This window comes from Vibrio rarus (assembly GCF_024347075.1).
Classification (GTDB): domain Bacteria; phylum Pseudomonadota; class Gammaproteobacteria; order Enterobacterales; family Vibrionaceae; genus Vibrio; species Vibrio rarus.
On record NZ_AP024900.1, the window covers coordinates 1,036,712 to 1,055,162 of the forward strand.

At 42.3% G+C, this 18,451-nt stretch carries 15 protein-coding genes and 2 pseudogenes; 6 read left to right on the top strand and 11 right to left on the bottom strand.

What is annotated here, in order from left to right; genetic code table 11:
* Positions 1-5 precede the first annotated feature (5 nt).
* The 3 genes from purB to mnmA form a co-directional block, all read right to left on the bottom strand.
* Complete coding sequence (purB, locus tag OCU56_RS04900) at positions 6-1,376, bottom strand: adenylosuccinate lyase (protein WP_261874416.1); 1,371 nt, start codon at positions 1,374-1,376, stop codon at positions 6-8.
* A gap of 142 nt (positions 1,377-1,518) precedes the next feature.
* A complete protein-coding gene (hflD, locus tag OCU56_RS04905) occupies positions 1,519-2,136 on the bottom strand; it encodes a high frequency lysogenization protein HflD (protein WP_261874417.1) in 618 nt (205 codons plus the stop codon).
* A gap of 17 nt (positions 2,137-2,153) precedes the next feature.
* Positions 2,154-3,284 carry a tRNA 2-thiouridine(34) synthase MnmA gene (gene mnmA / locus OCU56_RS04910; RefSeq protein WP_261874418.1) on the bottom strand — a complete coding sequence of 377 codons (1,131 nt, stop codon included), beginning with the start codon at positions 3,282-3,284 and terminating at the stop codon, positions 2,154-2,156.
* Between the two features lie 164 nt (positions 3,285-3,448).
* Between mnmA and OCU56_RS04915 the strand changes: the two genes are divergently transcribed.
* On the top strand, positions 3,449-3,712 hold the full coding sequence (locus OCU56_RS04915; protein ID WP_390904855.1) for a hypothetical protein: 264 nt from the start codon (positions 3,449-3,451) through the stop codon (positions 3,710-3,712).
* A gap of 111 nt (positions 3,713-3,823) precedes the next feature.
* Here the strand turns inward: OCU56_RS04915 and OCU56_RS04920 are convergent, their stop codons facing one another.
* Positions 3,824-4,504, bottom strand: coding sequence for a pseudouridine synthase (locus OCU56_RS04920; protein ID WP_261874420.1), 681 nt, complete (start codon positions 4,502-4,504; stop codon positions 3,824-3,826).
* A 305-nt stretch (positions 4,505-4,809) separates the two neighbouring features.
* Here OCU56_RS04920 and OCU56_RS04925 point away from each other — a divergent pair, with 305 nt between their 5' ends.
* Complete coding sequence (locus OCU56_RS04925) at positions 4,810-7,038, top strand: NADP-dependent isocitrate dehydrogenase (RefSeq protein ID WP_261874421.1); 2,229 nt, start codon at positions 4,810-4,812, stop codon at positions 7,036-7,038.
* 505 nt (positions 7,039-7,543) lie between these two features.
* Here the strand turns inward: OCU56_RS04925 and OCU56_RS04930 are convergent.
* A complete protein-coding gene (locus OCU56_RS04930; protein ID WP_261874422.1) occupies positions 7,544-8,314 on the bottom strand; it encodes a glutathione S-transferase family protein in 771 nt (256 codons plus the stop codon).
* Between the two features lie 48 nt (positions 8,315-8,362).
* Positions 8,363-8,627: pseudogene (locus OCU56_RS04935) on the bottom strand (DUF3861 family protein).
* Positions 8,628-8,767: 140 nt separating this feature from the next.
* Between OCU56_RS04935 and OCU56_RS04940 the strand changes: the two are divergent.
* Positions 8,768-9,070: pseudogene (locus OCU56_RS04940) on the top strand (MarR family winged helix-turn-helix transcriptional regulator); the annotation flags it as partial.
* A gap of 263 nt (positions 9,071-9,333) precedes the next feature.
* Here OCU56_RS04940 and ltrA read toward each other — a convergent pair.
* Together ltrA and OCU56_RS04950 are read right to left on the bottom strand one after the other, a co-directional pair.
* Positions 9,334-10,806, bottom strand: a complete 1,473-nt coding sequence (ltrA, locus tag OCU56_RS04945) for a group II intron reverse transcriptase/maturase (RefSeq protein ID WP_261873931.1) — start codon at positions 10,804-10,806, stop codon at positions 9,334-9,336.
* 234 nt (positions 10,807-11,040) lie between these two features.
* Complete coding sequence (locus tag OCU56_RS04950) at positions 11,041-11,184, bottom strand: hypothetical protein (protein ID WP_261873930.1); 144 nt, start codon at positions 11,182-11,184, stop codon at positions 11,041-11,043.
* A 335-nt stretch (positions 11,185-11,519) separates the two neighbouring features.
* Between OCU56_RS04950 and OCU56_RS04955 the strand changes: the two genes are divergently transcribed.
* On the top strand, positions 11,520-13,745 hold the full coding sequence (locus OCU56_RS04955) for an AAA family ATPase (RefSeq protein WP_261874423.1): 2,226 nt from the start codon (positions 11,520-11,522) through the stop codon (positions 13,743-13,745).
* Positions 13,746-14,195: 450 nt separating this feature from the next.
* On the opposite strand, the gene OCU56_RS04960 is transcribed toward OCU56_RS04955, so the two are convergent.
* Entirely contained in the window at positions 14,196-15,620 is a 1,425-nt protein-coding gene (locus OCU56_RS04960) for a basic amino acid/polyamine antiporter (RefSeq protein ID WP_261874424.1), read from the bottom strand.
* 291 nt (positions 15,621-15,911) lie between these two features.
* Between OCU56_RS04960 and OCU56_RS04965 the strand changes: the two genes are divergently transcribed.
* Positions 15,912-16,715 carry an esterase/lipase family protein gene (locus tag OCU56_RS04965; RefSeq protein ID WP_261874425.1) on the top strand — a complete coding sequence of 268 codons (804 nt, stop codon included), beginning with the start codon at positions 15,912-15,914 and terminating at the stop codon, positions 16,713-16,715.
* 85 nt (positions 16,716-16,800) lie between these two features.
* Here OCU56_RS04965 and OCU56_RS04970 read toward each other — a convergent pair whose 3' ends face one another.
* Entirely contained in the window at positions 16,801-17,457 is a 657-nt protein-coding gene (locus OCU56_RS04970; RefSeq protein ID WP_261874426.1) for an NAD(P)H-dependent oxidoreductase, read from the bottom strand.
* Between the two features lie 297 nt (positions 17,458-17,754).
* Here OCU56_RS04970 and OCU56_RS04975 point away from each other — a divergent pair, with 297 nt between their 5' ends.
* A complete protein-coding gene (locus OCU56_RS04975; RefSeq protein WP_261874427.1) occupies positions 17,755-17,985 on the top strand; it encodes a glutaredoxin family protein in 231 nt (76 codons plus the stop codon).
* Between the two features lie 228 nt (positions 17,986-18,213).
* On the opposite strand, the gene cspD is transcribed toward OCU56_RS04975, so the two are convergent.
* Positions 18,214-18,435 carry a cold shock domain-containing protein CspD gene (gene cspD, locus OCU56_RS04980; protein ID WP_261874428.1) on the bottom strand — a complete coding sequence of 74 codons (222 nt, stop codon included), beginning with the start codon at positions 18,433-18,435 and terminating at the stop codon, positions 18,214-18,216.
* Between the last annotated feature and the right edge of the window lie 16 nt (positions 18,436-18,451).

Sequence of the window (18,451 nt, forward strand, 5' to 3'; positions counted from 1 at the left end):
AATGATTACAGCTTATCAGTTAACGCAATGGCTTGACCAATGTAGTTTGCTGGCGTCATCTCTTTCAGGCGAGCTTTCTCATCTTCTGGAAGCTCTAGGCCGTCGATGAAGTTACGCATAGCTTCACCATCAACGCGCTTACCACGAGTCAGTTCTTTCAGTTTTTCGTAAGGCTTCTCGATACCGTAACGACGCATGACTGTTTGTACCGGTTCAGCAAGTACTTCCCAGTTCTTATCCAGCTCTGCCAATAAGGCTTGGCTGTTAATTTCTAGTTTGCTGATGCCTTTAAGCGTTGAAGTATAGGCAATGATAGCGTAACCCACACCCACGCCAAGGTTGCGTAGAACGGTTGAGTCAGTAAGGTCGCGCTGCCAGCGAGAAACAGGCAGTTTTTGTGCCAAGTGACCGAACACAGCGTTAGCAAGACCTAAGTTACCTTCAGAGTTTTCAAAATCGATAGGGTTAACTTTATGCGGCATGGTTGAAGAACCAATTTCGCCAGCGATGGTTTTTTGCTTAAAGTGACCCAGTGCAATGTAACCCCAAACGTCACGATCAAAGTCGATAAGGATAGTGTTGAAACGTGCAACCGCATCAAACAACTCAGCAATGTAATCGTGTGGTTCGATTTGAGTTGTGTATGGGTTCCATGTTACGCCAAGAGATTCAGTGATGAACTCTTCTGCAAATTGGTGCCAATCAACGGTAGGGTAGGCAGAAAGGTGAGCGTTGTAGTTACCTACAGCACCGTTTATTTTACCTAGAATTTCTACAGCTTCGATTTGCTTATATTGACGTTCCATACGGTAGGCAACGTTTGCCATTTCTTTACCCATAGTGGAAGGGGAAGCTGGCTGGCCGTGTGTACGTGAAAGAAGAGGAATATCACGGTATTCAACAGCAAGGGCTTTGATAGCATCAATAATATTTTTGATTTCAGGAAGAATCACTGTTTCACGTGCTTCTTTAAGCATCAGCGCGTGAGAAGTATTGTTAATGTCTTCTGAAGTACAAGCAAAGTGAATGAACTCGTTAACAGCATGCAGTTCAGGCACATCGGCTACTTTCTCTTTTAGAAAGTACTCAACCGCTTTAACGTCGTGGTTGGTGGTACGCTCGATGTCTTTGATGCGTTGTGCATCTTCAGCGCTGAAATTAGCGGCTAGATTATCAAGAAATTGGTTTGCTTCAGCGCTAAACGCAGGAACTTCTGCGATTGCGTCAGTGGCAGCAAGCTTTTGTAGCCAGCGGACTTCAACGATAGTGCGGTACTTTAGCAAGCCATACTCACTAAAGATGCTACGTAGTGCAGTTGTTTTACTTCCGTAACGGCCGTCTACTGGTGAAACAGCAGTCAGTGCTGACAGTTCCATGTTGTTCTCCTGAGTTGAGTTTCTTAAATTTTGTGAGGTTTATACCAGTAACAAGAAGAATTGTCACTACTATTGCGCAAACGATTGCGTTAATTTAGTCTGACGCAAAAAAAATCGCTCGCAACAAGGGGCGAGCGATAGATTAAATTCGTGCTAAAAGGATTTCAGCTTGGGCGATCATCTTCTTGCGCCCAAACACTAAATGACGGCGCTTACCACCAACCTGACGCCACAAAACGGCGCTGCGAATACCGGAAAGGAGCAAGGCTCTCACTTTGCTTTGAACTGCGGGTTGCTGCAACATCGCGGGATTACCGGTCACTTGAATACGCGGTCCAATAGGACTAATTACATCTAAATAGACACTGGCGAGGTTAGTGATCATTTGTTCGTCAAAAAGGTCAAAGTGTTCTGTTTGGCGTTCTATTTGCTGAATTCGATTGCCCAATTGCCCCATGGCATCTTGACGTTGACTCAATTTACGCTCTAGGGCCATAAGGCTGATAATATAGCGAGTGAGCTCATTGCCGGTGGCGGAACTATCAAGGCCTTTTGTTAAGCACTCTAGTCCTAACTTTAGATCTCGTTCATGGCCAAATACGCCAATGGTATCGGCTGGGCTAGTATTGACGATAGCAGCAATAGAGGTTTCAAAAGCAGCAGAATGACAATGCCCGTCTTTTGCCACCTGTTGGACTAAAGCGACAGCTTGGCAGATGCCAGCAAAGGCGATGGTACGGTCATAGTTTGTATGTGCCACTTAAGAACTCCTTTATCTTATACTTTGATTCGTTTTTCGATGATACCGCCACCGAGACAGATGTCGTCTTTATAAAAGACCGCAGATTGCCCTGGAGTGACCGCCACTTGTGGTTGTTCGAAAATCACTTTGATGTTGTCGTCATCCACAGGAATAATGGTACATGGAATATCGCTTTGGCGATATCTTGTTTTTACCGTACAACTCATAGGTTGGCGAATTGGCGTACGATCAACCCAGTGTAATTGCGAAGCCATTAACCCTTCAGATTTTAATAAAGGATGGTCCGCTCCTTGTACAGCAATTAACACATTGCGTTTCAGATCTTTCTCTGCAACATACCATGGGTCTTCATTACCACCACCGCCTTTTTGGCCGCCAATGTGTAGACCTTTACGCTGGCCAAGAGTGTGGTACATCAACCCCATATGTTCACCAATTTCTTGGCCTTCAGGTGTTTCGATTTTACCCGGTTGAGCCGGTAAATAGCGAGAAAGAAAGTCGGTAAACTTGCGTTCGCCAATAAAACAAATACCGGTAGAGTCTTTCTTCTTAGCCGTGATCAGTTGTTGCTCTTCAGCAATTCTGCGCACTTCTGGTTTTTCAATATCCCCTACAGGGAATAAACTGCGTGCCACTTGCTCATGGCTTAGAGTATATAGGAAGTAGCTTTGATCTTTATTGCCATCCAATCCACGTAGCATATGCGGTTTATCACCGGCTTCAATTTCAGCTGGCGTTGGGAATGTACGGCGCACATAGTGGCCCATGGCAATGTAATCGGCATCTAAGACTTCATCGGCGAATTCTAAGAAGGCTTTAAATTTTATTTCTTTGTTACAAAGAATATCAGGGTTTGGTGTGCGCCCTGATTTATATTCTTGCAAAAAGTATTCAAAAACATTGTCCCAGTACTCGGCAGCAAAGTTAATGGTGTGCAGGTGAATGCCTAACTTATCACAGACCGCTTGTGCGTCAGCAAGATCTTCCGCTGCAGTACAATACTCTTCGTTATCATCTTCTTCCCAGTTCTTCATAAACAGGCCTTCCACTTGGTAGCCTTGTTGTTGAAGTAAATATGCAGAGACGGAAGAATCTACACCACCGGACATGCCGACGATGACTTTCTTTTGGCTGTTGTCAGACATTCTAAAATACCACTAGATAAACACGGTCGCAGATTCTAACAGAAACAAAGCCACTGTGACAGTTCGCAAGCGTAATTGCACTTTTAAATTGAATGAAAAATGTAACGATTATCTGTCATACTAGAGGCGATTATTTTCTTACCTTGATGAAAGGCGTAATGAATATGCAAGACCAACAAGAAGTACAAGATCAGCTGCTAGAAATTGTTGAAAACCAGATTGAATCAGGTAACCCTAAAAAAGTAAAAGAGACCTTGATGCGTTTGATGATGACCGGCAATAGCCGTGATGATGCTATCGCTATGATGGGGTGTGCGGTGGCCATTGAAATGTTTGATGTGGTCAATAATGGTGCTAAGTTCAATGAGAAGCGTTATGCAGAGCATCTTGAACGTTTACCGGATCTCGGATTTATGGAAGGGGAGTAATCCCTCATTATTTTCCCCTTCCTTTCATTGTATGGTCACCCTCAGAGTAGCGCTTGTTAATTGACCTCTGTTCATGAGCGTTCAGGGTGAGCATTCCTCTGTCTAATACGGTCAGTTGGCGAATTTCCACTGACCGTTTGCCAGATCCCCAAGGCTGTACTGACCGATGGAGTAACGGATCAGACGCAGCGTAGGGAAACCAATATTGGCTGTCATGCGTCGAACTTGTCGGTTGCGTCCTTCGATAATGGTAATGGAGAGCCAAGTGGTGGGGATGGCGGCGCGAAATCTTACCGGAGGATTGCGCGGCCATACTTGAGGTTCTGGCATAATCTGCACCGTTGCTGGCAAAGTGTTGCCATCTTTAAGTTGCACCCCATGGCGAAGTTTATCTAAATCCTCTTCCGTTGGCGCACCTTCCACTTGCACCCAGTAGGTTTTGGGCGACTTAGAATTTGGCTGGGTGAGTTTTGCTTGCAAAATACCGTCATTAGTCAGCAGTAACAGTCCTTCACTGTCACGGTCGAGGCGTCCTGCCGCATACACCTCTTTAACATCAATAAAATCGGCTAAGGTTTGTCGTCCGTCGCCATCGGTAAACTGGCTTAATACATCAAAGGGTTTATTAAATAACACGATTTTACGGTCGGCCAATGAAACGCGCTTTACCCTTGGGGACGTTTTTTTGCGTTGGTCACTTTTACCCTTAGTATGGCGGTACTTTGACTTAGGCTTTGCCGAATTACCAGAAGGAGAGGGCGTGGTCTTAGAACGGCGATTATCGCTAGACATGTTAACTACCTTGCAATTTTGTAAACAAATTGTGTGAGTTGATTCTCACTAAACAACATTTGATTTATGATACGCGCAGCAAACGCGCTAAGGCAATGATAACACGATTGCGATCACTACTATTTATTTGATAGTTTAGAGATAACGTCTTGTATGATTAATGGCGTTGTAGGTTAATTACAGCCTAAATAGATACAAACCAAGACACTGCATTGTTACTGATTCGCATGATGCGAATGCAATATTCTTGACGGACACCAGGTTGATAACAGCCAGTGAACAAATAATAACGATAGGGAAATTTCATGTCTGCACAAAAGCCCACCATTATTTACACCATCACCGATGAAGCACCCGCATTGGCAACGTACTCATTCTTGCCAATGGTACAAGCATTTACTGCATCTTCAGATATCGCAGTAGAAACTCGTGATATTTCATTGGCAGGGCGTATTATTGCCAACTTTGCGGAATATTTAAAGCCAGAGCAGCGCATTGGTGACGCTCTGTCTGAGTTAGGTGAATTGGCGAAAACACCTGAAGCCAACATTATTAAATTGCCAAATATCTCCGCATCCATCCCTCAATTAAAAGCGGTCATTAAAGAACTTCAAGAAAAAGGCTATGCGTTACCAAACTATCCTGAAGAAGCAACAACGGATGAAGAAAAAGCCATTCAGTCTATTTATGACAAAATTAAAGGCAGTGCCGTAAATCCTGTATTGCGTGAAGGCAACTCGGACCGTCGAGCGCCTGCTTCTGTGAAAAACTATGCGAAGAAAAACCCACATTCAATGGGGGCATGGTCTAAAGAATCTAAGTCTCACGTGGCCAGTATGGGCGGCGATGACTTTTTTGGTAGCGAGAAATCCGTCACTCTCGATGGTGCAACGGAAGTGCGCATTGAGCTTCGTGCTGACGATGGCACGGTAAGCCCTCTTAAAGCTCCTTTTGCTTTGCAAGATAAAGAAATTATTGATAGCTCGGTATTGAGCAAAAAAGCATTGCTGTCATTCTTCGAAAAAGAAATTGAATTGGCGAAGCAACAAGACGTATTGCTGTCATTGCACCTGAAAGCCACCATGATGAAGGTATCGGATCCGGTTATCTTTGGTTATGCGGTTAAGGTGTACTACAAAGAGGTCTTTGATAAGCACGGCTCATTATTTGAAGAGCTAGGTGTGGATGTGAATAATGGCCTAGGTGATGTATACGCCAAGATTGATGCCTTACCCGAGGCACAAAAAGCACAGGTTATTGCTGATCTTAATGCCGTATATGAAACGCGCCCAGAGTTGGCTATGGTGGATTCAGACCGTGGCATTACCAACCTGCATGTCCCTTCAGATGTGATTGTCGATGCGTCTATGCCTGCCATGATCCGTACTTCAGGTCAAATGTGGGGTCCTGATGGTAAGCCTAAAGATACCAAAGCGATGATTCCTGACCGTTGTTATGCAGGTGTGTATCAAGCGGTTATCGATTTCTGTAAAGAGAACGGTGCGTTTGATCCTACCACTATGGGTAGCGTGCCAAACGTGGGCCTTATGGCGCAGAAAGCGGAAGAGTACGGCTCTCACGATAAAACCTTTGTCTTATCTCAAGGGGGAAGTGTGTGTGTGGTGGATGCCAATGACAATGTGCTTCTTGAGCAAACTGTTGAAGAAGGGGATATTTTCCGCATGTGTCAGGTGAAAGACGCACCTATCCAAGATTGGGTTAAATTGGCGGTAAACCGCGCTCGTCTTTCAAATACTCCTGCCATTTTCTGGTTAGATTCTAACCGTGCTCACGATAGAGAATTAATTAAAAAGGTCGACCAGTACCTACCTGAACATGATACTGAAGGTTTAGATATTCGTGTATTGTCACCGGTTGAAGCAACGTTAGTGACTTTAGAGCGCATTGCACAAGGTGCGGACACCATTTCGGTAACGGGTAACGTTTTACGTGATTATCTGACGGATCTATTCCCAATTTTAGAGTTGGGCACGTCGGCAAAAATGCTGTCGATTGTTCCTTTAATGAACGGCGGTGGCTTGTTTGAAACTGGCGCGGGTGGCTCTGCGCCAAAACACGTACAACAAGTGGAAAAAGAGAACCACTTACGTTGGGATTCATTAGGTGAGTTCTTAGCTTTGGCAGCATCACTAGAGCACTTGAGCGAAATGACTGGCAATGAGAAAGCCCGCGTATTGGCTCAAACTTTAGATGCTGCAACCGGGCAGTTCTTGGATGAAAATAAATCGCCATCACGTCGCGTGGGTGAACTGGATAACCGTGGTAGTCATTATTACCTAGCACGTTTTTGGGCCGAAGCCCTAGCTCAGCAAAATCAGAGCTCGGAACTGGCTAGCCAGTTCGCTCCAGTGGCTGCAGATTTGGCTGCTAATGAAAATCGCATTGTGACTGAGTTGAATGAAGCGCAAGGGGTAGCAGGGGTAATGGGTGGCTATTACTTACCAGTAGATGCTTTAGCTAAGCAATTGATGCGTCCTAGTGCAACATTAAATCAGATTATTGATAACGCATAACTGGTTTGTATAAATAAAAAACTGAGCTTTGAAGTGGGCTGATAAGTTATGGAGGATCTGAGTGATACTCAGATCCTCTTTTTTATATTTAAAGCTCAATAAGTTAAAGGTTTAGATATTTACCTAAAACCGTAGCATGATGTTATACCAATCGTACTAAATAACTGGTCATTCTAGCTTGTTAAAATACTCGATAACTGCGTTAGAATTTTTGATTGTAGAATAACTACTTATCGAAAAATTCTGCCTTGTTTTCGAGCATTTTTCCTGCGCTATTTCTGAACACTTACTTAGTGTGATTGGTATTAAATAAAACTTTAAAAACAACCACTTACTCTATGATCTAAAAAGCTATCTATCATTATTAGAATGATTGATAAATAGTTGGGTTTATGGACAAAGCCTTCCATTAGCAACCTATGGCTTCAGGTTTATTTTATGCAGATTTTTTGCGTGATATGTAAAGCACGGTAAACGCAAGACACACTTTTGTCCCCATTCCGCGTTACGATTTCTTTGGCATCCAAGCAATAACGCCATTTTTGAAGCTTGGACGTTGGATTATGGCATTCTTCCACTTCTCTAGATTTGGGTAGTTTTCAAATGGGTATTTAGCCGCTTTAAGGATTACCAACTGAGGGATCCAGGTGATGTCAGCCAGTGAAAAGCGGTCTCCTACTAACCAATCGTTGTCCTTTAAGCGTTCATTCATTTTGCTGAAGCAATCATCAATAACAGTTGTTGCCTTAGACAGATCTTCATCAGCAAATCCTTCATCTGAATTGAAACGTTCATGGAATTCAAGCAACTTGAGGTCTGCAGTCTGGTTTTGACGATATTCATCCATCTGTTCGGCAGATCTTTTCATGTTTCCACTTAAACGTCCTAAAGTGCCATACATGTAAGTTTTGATCGAAAGGTGATTATCCCTAGCAAGATACATCCAGAAATACATCTCTTGCTCGTCACTTTCAGTTTCAGGTCGCAGAGAACCAGGAGAGTACTTTTTATCCAAATAATCAATGATATCAGCAGAATCAATGATGACAATACCATCATCAACTAGGGTAGGGACTACACCGTTAGGGTTAATGCCAAAGTACTCTTTGGTCAAGTTCTCACCCTTCATTAAGTTGAGTAGGTGACTCGTCCAATCCAGTCCTTTCTCTTCAAGTGCAATTCTTACTCGCATCGCACAGTTAGACATACCTGCATGATAAAGGTGCAATCCCTTAAAGCTCTCAACTGACTTATTTGTTGGTTTGATAATTCCCATCTTTCGTGCCTAGCCAATGTTGAATAATTTAATTTAACAGTATGATAGTTATTTGTTTTTCATGGTTTTTTTTAAATTCACCATAAAATCATTTGAAATGAGGCATGAAGTCGACAAACAGAGAGTGCTTTCGGTTCTGCATCATCACAGGTCCCAAAAGACGCAGCGCGACACTAACCTGGGTTGAATGTTGCTCGTCTAGTCCGATGTCCTGCTTAAGTTTTTCAACAATATCGAACATATTCTCACGGTCTTGTATTTCAAACTCCAGAGTTCTTGGTTTTGCTTCATCGGTTGAGTTTACATTTTCAATAGTTACACGATAGGTGTTGTTTTTTTAAGTAGCGATTTCATTTGTATCTCCGCTCTTGATATCTTGTTAAGTAGGTTGATAATATCAACCATAGTTATCTTGATTGATAATGTCAACTACATTTTTGCAGGAGATTTAATGTGTCTAATTCTAGATCCTTAGAAAGCGTGTTTCATTTGGTTCATATGTTGAAGCGAGAGATGTATAAACAGATTGGCAGTCTGGACTTGAACATTGCGCCTATGCATATACGGGTATTGAAGATTATGGGTAAGAAACCCGTATGCACAGCGATTGATATTGCTCACTTTCTGGATCGGGATAAAGCTCAGGTAACACGTCTTCTCAACTCTCTTATCGATATGGAACTGATTAAAAAAGTACCCAGTCTTGAAGATAAACGCAGTCAGCGTTTGCTTATTTCTGAAAAAGGAGCGGACATACCAGCGATAACTACAAGTATCGCAAACTCAGCAGCGTAACTCGTTGCTGAGTTATAGCACTAAGTAGAAAAGGGGCATTTCTGAGTTACGAATTGTCCGCTGGGAAGTTTTTGGACATAAACGTGCTAGCGATTTTCGCGGTAGCACGTCTTTGTCGGGTGGACGACACTTGTTACCAAGTGCCGTCTCCCTAAGAACCGTACGTGCAACTTTCACTGCATACGGCTCAAGCCTCCACTAAGGCATCATTGATACCCAGCAACTTATAACGCAGTCGGGACAGGCTCTTTCCAAGAGTTACGAGCTAGCCTTTTGGGTTTTCTCTTAGCCAAGTATTCTTGGTACTGAGGGTCAAAAGGGGTCGCTGCATTCCTGATTTTTACGTGTCGCTCTATAGGCACTTTAGCTATTTGGAACAAATTTAAGTGACAGTCCATGTTCATAATTTTCTGCCAACCGTGAAATTGCCACTGGCCTTTACGATTAAGAAAATACTTATGAACAACCCAGTCTTTGGACTTGGTTGGATGACGCCTAACTGCCCAGTGCCATAGCGCTTGGAATAGTTTGTGGCCGACATACCCGAATACTTGTTTAGCAACACAATGGCGATAGTAGTTCGCCCATCCTCTAAGTTTCGGATTTATCAACTTGATAAGATCGTTAACAGGGATGGTTGCGTGCTTTTTAATAAGTTCACGTAGATTTCTCAAGAATAACAGCGTGTTGGATTTGCTCGGTTTAATGAGTAATTTCCCTTTGTACTTCCTGTGATTGAAGCCCAGAAAGTCAAAGCCATCATCAATATGAGTGATCTTCGTTTTCTCTTCGGAGAGGGTTAACCCTCTTTCTGCCAAAAAGTCAGCAATCAACGGTTTGATGTCGTTCACTAGCACTTCCTTTGAAGAGCAAGTGACCACGAAATCATCCGCGTAACCGATAAAGTTGGCTCTAGCCCCCTGTTTCAGGGCTGTAGATTTTATTTGTTGTTCTATCCCCGCGAGAGTCATTAGCATCAAGGTTGGAGAAATTATTCCACCTTGAGGTGTACCTTCATCGGTATCGTAGAACAGTCCCTTATCCACATAGCCAGATTTTAACCATTGCTCTAACATACGTTTATCTACCGTGATATTGTTCATAAGCCATTGATGCCCGATTTTGTCGAAGCAAGCTTTAATATCTCCCTCAAGGACCCATTTCGCTGATTGCTTTAGAGCCAAACATTTGAAGCACTGACTGACGGCGTCAGCCGTGCTGCGATTTGGCCTAAAACCATAGCTATTGAGGTCGGCAAACGTTTCGGACACAGGCTCTAGTGCTAGAAGGTGGAGGGCTTGTTGCGCTCTATCAATCATGCATGGAATACCCAATGGCCTGAGCTTGCCGTTCTTTTTGGGAATGTAGATACGTTTGAGTGGTTTTGCAGAGTAAGCCTTGCGACTCAGTTGATTGACTGCTTTCATACGGCGTGCATCTGTGTTCCAGGTGACACCGTCTATTCCAGGCGTTTTACTGCCTTTATTCTGAGAGACTCGCTTAACCGCAACAAGTTTGGCTGAGCGAGAATGAGTCAAGAGCCACTGTAAGGACTTCACCTTACCGTATTTCTTTTCTCTCGTTGCTTTTGCGATACGCATTTGAAGCTTCAATACGTGTGCTTCAACGGATTTCCAATCGATGGACTGCCATTGAGCGCCGTCAGAAGATGCACTAATCTCTTTCGAGATCATCATTTGCTTTTCTCCTTGAATAAAGTTCTTCAAATTATCTCGCAATGGGAGACCAGTCGGAAGTGGGCTCACTTTTGTGATCAGACACAGGTCTGTATCTACATCATTACAATGTAGCTTTCGCTTTTTCCGACCTCCTATACCTGCATCACTATCGGCCACAAAGGCTTTCCCAAAGGGAGTGATTCAGGCTTACCCTGTTCCGTATGTTACGTAAAATGTCAGTTTAGATGCCCACTATAGTGCGGAGAGTACAGCGACCACGAAAGAGTACTGTCCAACCTCTTTCCAACTCTCATTGCCTTTTGGCCACAGCGTATTAACCACTTCCGCTGCTTCATCACATAACGCACCTTGAATGGATTCACATACGTTCATCATACTGACTACCTAGCACTTACCCGAATTGTGGTTTTCAGGAGGAACGTCCTCTTACGATTCTTTTCCCACTCGGCCAGACGGCCAAGTTTCGTTACATTGTCCGAGCCGCTGCTTTATTCAGGCTCGTAGGTTCATCTGGTGATACAGACGGTTCACTCATAAAGCGGTGAACAACGCTTCATACGACTTCAGGTCGCACGGACAGAAATGTTTTAGTAGTCGTCGGCAATTCGACAAAAACGCATAACTTGATGTATCGGAAACTGTCTAAAGATCCAAAATGTCACACAATGAAACTGGTACAATATCCCTATCATATTAGTCGGGATAACTTGATGTTTAAGAGCATAAAATCAATAAAGAACTTCGGTATCTTCAAAAACACCAAAATGAATGGTGGTCAACCATTTCTACAGTTTAACCTGATATATGGGTTTAACTATTCGGGAAAGACGACGCTCTCACGTATCTTCAGAGCTATGCAGCAAGGATACGTTCATGAAGACTTTGCTACAGCAAATTTTACGGTTGAACGTTATGAACAGGCGTCTGTATCAACTGCTGCGTTAATGCCTATAGCAAACCTCCGTGTCTTTAATTCTGATTACATCAAAGACAACGTTAATTTTGTAGATTCAAGCGTGAACCCAGTGCTCATAGTCGGTGAACGAAATATTGAATTGGAGGATGAGCTTGAACAGCTTGAAGAAGTTTTAATCCCCGCAGAACAAGAAGCGTGGGAGCTACTAAAAGGTTTGGCTGAAAACAAAGATAAAGAAAAAAATCAACGCCTTCAAAATGTTGCTAAGTTGGTAAACACTTTAAGTGTTCTTGGTAATTCTAAATTTGACATCCGCGGTGTAAGAACATTGTTATCACAGGTTTCGTCAGAAGACCTCAAGACTGACAAAGAACGGTTACAACTTGAAGAAACAGCCCGCTTACAAAAATCAGATCTCATCAGTAATCCTACTATTAGTGTACCAAACACGTCAGCCTTACTAGACCAAGTTCAGACAATTTTAGCTGAATCGGTTACCCGCACGACTATTGAAGAGTTAGAAGCCAACTTAGGGCTGCGTAGGTGGGTCGAAGATGGTATCAAGCATCATGGTGAAGCAACAACTTGCCAATTCTGTAAAAGTCCATTGGAACAAGTTAGGCTAGATCAGCTAAATGCTTATTTTTCCGATTCTTACAAAGCGCTTTCCGCAAAAATCAACGCTGCTATCAAACAAGTAGCAACTATCAAACTAACGTATTCTGTCCCTAAAACAACGAGCCTATACTCTGATTTAATTATCAACTTCGAACAGTTAATGGAGAAGATCCCTCAGCTTGAAGAGCAGGTTGAACAGGTAAAAAAACGCCTACTAGAGGTGTTAGAAGATAAACGTAACCGTATGGAAGAAGTTGTACCGTTTTCGCAATCAGATTACCTATTGCCCATCACCTCAGATCTACTTGACCAACTCAAGACTCCAATAGGTGAACACAACAGACGGTCAAGAGAACATAGTAAAGAACAAACAGCAGCCCGAGATGCAATTAAACGGCATTTTGTTTATGTAGAAACTATGGAATATAACCATGTTAAAGCCAGCGAAGAGGTTATTGAATTACAAAAACAACAAGGAGAATCAGAAGGTGAATTACGTCGCCTAAATGCTCGTGTAATGGAAATCAAAGCAGCCCTTCGAAACGTTAAACAAGGAGCTGACAACCTAAATGATAACCTTCGACTTTATTTTGGTAAGACAGATATTGAAATTCAACCTGTTGGTGAAACCTACCAGTTCATGCGTGAAGGGAGGCCAGCAAAACATCTATCTGATGGAGAGCGCACTGCTATCGCCTTTGCCTATTTCATCACTGAGCTAGACGATGAATCCTTGAAAGACACGAAACCGATTGTGTACTTGGATGATCCGATCTGTAGTTTAGATTCGAACCATATCTACAATGTTCTTGGTATTATCAAAGACAAGTTGAATCATGAAAAAGTTGAGCAGTTGTTCATATCAACACATAATTTCGAGTTTTTCAATTTAGTGAAGACATGGTTTGATTATTACAAAATGGTGAAACGTGGAGATGACGTTAAGCCTAAACGTGCTGAGTTTTATTTGGTCAATCGCAAGCAGAATGCATCAACAGTGGAACAGTTACCTAAAAATCTAAAAGACCACAAATCTGAATACGCTTACTTGATAGCAAAAATCAAAGAAGCAGTCCGAAATCCTGAGCAATTTGATGCGGTATCAGTTCAAGCATACGTACGAAAGATATTAGAAGTCTATTTTACGTTCAGGTTCAATAAACCATTCCGAGCTAATAACAACAGTTTCTTAGAGAAGCACTTATTGAAAGATATAGAGAATGCTTCCACTAAAGCGACAACGCTTTATGAATTCATCAATGAAAGAAGTCATGCACAATCTATATCCTTTGGCGTTGAGTTGCCTGATGCCTTACAAGCACAATTACAGGGGGTTTGGCACATTATTGATGAGGCAATTCGTACAAATGATAAACCACACTACGAAGCATATTACGTTTAGTTAGTACCCATACCTATCTTTAGAAAGCCACTAACCGAAATGTTGGTGGCTTTGAAATAAGGAATTTTCTCATTCCTGTAAACACGCCAAATGCATGAGCCAAATTTGGTCACATTAAGGTTTACCGAAGTAAGGTTCTGTGGGTTGCTAGCACGTTTCGGGGCAAAAACGGTTTAGAGCAACCTGTCAGTTCTAGTCATATCGAGGAATCAAAGCTGAAAGATGGCATTCAGACTCATTGGCTGAATTATTTGTAATTATAAAATTCGATCTTAAGGCATAAGCTATTGTAATTATTGCGTTATTTCATATCACCCTACGATATTTCTCGTTTCTACCTAAGGATAAGAGATTGAAATTAAAGGAATAAAAAAGGGATCTGAGTCAAACTCAGATCCCCCATAACTTATCAGCCTAGCTTTGAAGCTCGGTTTTTTTATGATTGAATCATTACGCGTGAAGCTGTCCAGTAAACATTAAGTAGATAGACAGTATCGCTAGTGCGATAAGCACACGTTCAATCCAAGTGTCCATTTTAGAGTAAACTTGCTCGCCAGATTTGATACGGGCAGCATGTTGAAATTTGAAAAATGGAATACCTATGGTGTACAAAATCGTCGCCATAAGTTGGTATTGAAGTCCCGCGGCAGTAATAAGCCAAGCACAAAAGATAGCTGCGATAACTGCAATTGCGACATAAGCATAGTTGCGTTTCTCAAGGCCCAACTGTTTATGGTTTAGAGACAATTTTAATAAATATAGACAGCTCAGAAGGTAACAAGGCAACACCATTACAGAGGCAATGTTGATGGCGGCTAAATACACATTGTGATAAGAGACCACAAGTAACACACAAAGCTGCATCAATAAAGTGGATACAGTAAGTGCGGTAACAGGTGCTTCATTTTTATTGGTACGAGCAAAAAACTTAGGGAATTCTCCCGCTTTACCTGCTTCAAAAGGAACTTCAGCCACTAACATCGTCCATGCGATAAGCGCACCAAATACCGATACCAACACACAAAGGTTGACGATAAGGCCACCTTTAGGACCAATTGCTGCTTCTAAGAGAGAGGCCGCTGATGGGTTAGACAGTTGTGCCAGTTCTTGTTGCGGTAAAATGCCATAGGCTAGAATGGATATAAGGGTATACATAGTGATAGCCACTAAGAAGCCAATCAGGGTCGCTTTACCCACATCGGATTTCTTTTTAGCACGTCCAGAAAGAACAACCGCCCCTTCAATACCCACAAAACACCAAAGAGTCACCATCATAGTGCTTTGAATTTGCGATACAAGTGAACCTAGATGTTGTTGTTTTCCCCATACATCAACAGATAAACCCGAAGGTTCAAAGCAGTACATAAGAATAGCTAGGATGAGTACAAGGCCAAATAACTTACCAACGGTAGAAACAAGGTTAATAAAAGAGGAGCTGCCTGTCCCACGTAATGCGATAGTGTTCATACCCCAAAGTAGGGCTGAGCATAAAATAACGGTTTCGATGCCGTGTTGTAATAGTACAGGGAAGAATAACCCTAGGGAGTCATTAAGCATTACAGCAAGTGCAACGTTACCCATACAGGTCATTAACCAATAGCCCCACGCAGAGTGGAAGCCAATGTAGTCACCAAATCCCGCTTTACCGTAAGAAAAAATACCAGAATTTAACTCAGGTTTATGTTTGGCAAGGATTCTGAATGTTTGCACAAGGAATAACATGCCAACACCAGTAATGAGCCAAGAGAGAGCAACAGCCCCAATAGACGCACTTTCGGCCATATTTTGTGGAATACTGAATATCCCACTACCTATCATTGAGCCAAATACGATAGCAACTAGCCCCATCAATCCCACAGAATTCTTACTACTCATGCTTTATACTAATCTCCAGTCCGGCAAGGGTTAGTGCCTTGCCAAGATATGACGTAAATGTCAGAAATGTGTGCTCTGTATCGTAAAATCAGTACAGCTTACGATAAAAAGTGACGATTATACTGATAGGGCATATGAATAAGTAGCATAAATCTTTGTGGAATATTAAAACTATTATTTCAATGCTGATCGGTTTATGGTTACGAAAGTGTGGGTGGGTCAATGGAAGTGATTCATTTAAAACCGTTTTTGCCTCTAAGTGTGGCATGGTTTATAGGGAGGCATATATCTATGCACCATAGCGTATTTATGCGACGTTACTTATGTTTACGATATAGCTTGATGCTAGGCATGATGACACTGTTTGGTTGCAGTCAGTCTGAGCCATCTGTAGAGAGTGCTAATGAAACCTCTCATCAAAAGCAGCAAGTGATTTTAGTACATGGTTTGGCACGCAGTGCCGCATCAATGGAAAAGATGGCACAGAGGATAAGCCTACACGGCTATCAAGTGTGTGTCGTTGATTACCCCACATTAGGCCAAGATATTGAGCAAACGCTACAACGCAGTGCGTTACAGATTGATCACTGCGTGTATCAATTTGATCGACAACTGTCTGACCGTGCGGGAAGTAAAATACACTTTGTTGGACACTCTCTAGGTGGTTTGGTCATTAGGGACTACTTAGCGAAAAAACCGGCCATGACTTACTCCCCTCATTTTGGCGAAGTGGTGTTTGTGGGGACGCCAAATCAGGGCAGTGATGTGGCTGATTTTTTTTCTAGTGTTTGGTTACTGCCACTGGCTGGTGGCACCGCTGCCTCTCTTACTACAGGGCCTAAGAGTTTACCAAATCGTTTACCTAAACCCAGTTATCCTTTTGGGGTGATTGCCGGTACAAACAGTTACCCGATCCTTAAGCATATGTTTAAGGAGTCAAATGATGGATTGGTGTCGGTAGAGTCGACGCAATTAGAAGGCATGCAGGACTTTATTACTGTGGATGTAAAACATGACCGTTTAAGAAGTGACCCGCAAGTAACGGATTTAATCTTACGCTATTTAAGTGAGCAGCGTTTTACACTTACGCTCTAGTCTAGAAAAGGGGCTAGGGTAGACAAAAAAGCGAACCTGTGAGAGTTCGCCTTTTATTTTAGTCTTTTACTTGCAGTATGTGCGATTACAGTACAGTGAGTACGTCATTTAATGCTAAACGAGACTTAGGTAAGTTTGCATTATAATCTTCTTCTTTATGGTGGTAGCCAAATGCTACAGCCACATCACAAATATAACCGTCTAACTCATCGGCAAAAATTTCGCCAATCAGTTGGCTGTCAACGCCTTCCATAGTGGTAGAGTCAATGCCTAGGCGTGCTAGAGTGTGTAAGGTATTACCAAGGGCAATATAGGTTTGCGATTTGGTCCATTTAGACGTGTCGCCAGTTTCATCGGTGTTCATTTCTACAAAGGCAAATGCGCCAAACGCAGAGTCACGTTGCTCTTTTTTGGTACGACCATCTTCAATGCCTTTATCCACCACTTTTGCATAATCCTCTTTTGAGTAGCGAGGATTGTAAGCAAATAAGATAATATGCGAAGCAGATTTTACGTGTGGTTGGTTAAACTGAAATTTATTGGCATAGGTATCATGCATACGTTGCTTGGCTTCATCACTTTCAATTACGATAAACTTCCAAGGTTGAGAGTTAATAGACGACGCTGAAAGTCGAATCGCTTCGTAAATGATGTCCAACTCTTGTTGTGGAACTCGTTTCGAAGCATCGTAACGTTTGGCTGTGTATCGGTTTTGTAAATCAGAAATGATTGGATGAGTCATAAGTATCGTCCTTCAATGGTGAGATAAACAGTAAATCTTCACTGCCATAGAGTGCCTTAGGTGTTGATTAAATTTAGCCTATTTCAATATTTTTGTTGAATAAATAGTGTTTTTCACAATTCAGTTTTGATTTTTATTTGAAAGTGAAGGCGGGTAAAATAATTGACACAGATCAAGTGGTGATGCAAGCTATTGAATTTTAAGGGTATGTATCTATTTAAATATCTTATTGGTAGCAAGGTGTTTGCCTGAAAGTTAAATATCGGTTTATTTGTTTTAATTTTTAAAGGAGACGAGATGAAAAGAGTGGTGTTGTATATCAAGGATAAATGTCCCCACTGTAAAGACGCGCAACGTTACCTAGACTCTAAGGGTTACAAGTACCGTCTGACTAATGCAAAAATGCAAAGGGGGCGCAAAGAGCTTGATGCCATTGGAGCTCGTTCATTACCCGTGCTGAAAATTGGCGATCAATATATGGTGGGTTGGAACGCGAAAAACTTTGAGCGTATGTATAAAGAGGGATGAGAGTAAACCGGTGAGAGTGCCGCCATGGTATAAACGCACTTTCCTAACGGGCAAAGACAAGTCAGGCGTTACATTCTGTCGTCTAAACCTTAAGCATGGCTAGGAGGTCTTATTACAGTAGATGATAAAGTATGACGAACAATGCGCATGAAGAATGTTAGGCACTTTTTTACAGTAAAATGTGCCTAAAATGAAGGGGTCAATAAATTAAGCAATCAAAGTAGTGGATTACTTTGCGGAGTCTGTTTCTATTGGCACTACCGCGCTAGCATGAGATCCTTTAGGGCCTTTCTCTACTTCATAGGTGACAGCTTGTCCCGCTTTTAATGTTCGATAGCCATCCATTTGAATGGTTGAGTAATGAGCGAAAATATCACCTTCTTCACCTTCCGGGCAGATAAATCCAAACCCTTTGGCGTTATTAAACCACTTAACAGTACCTGTTGCCATGCTTTACATCCTTATA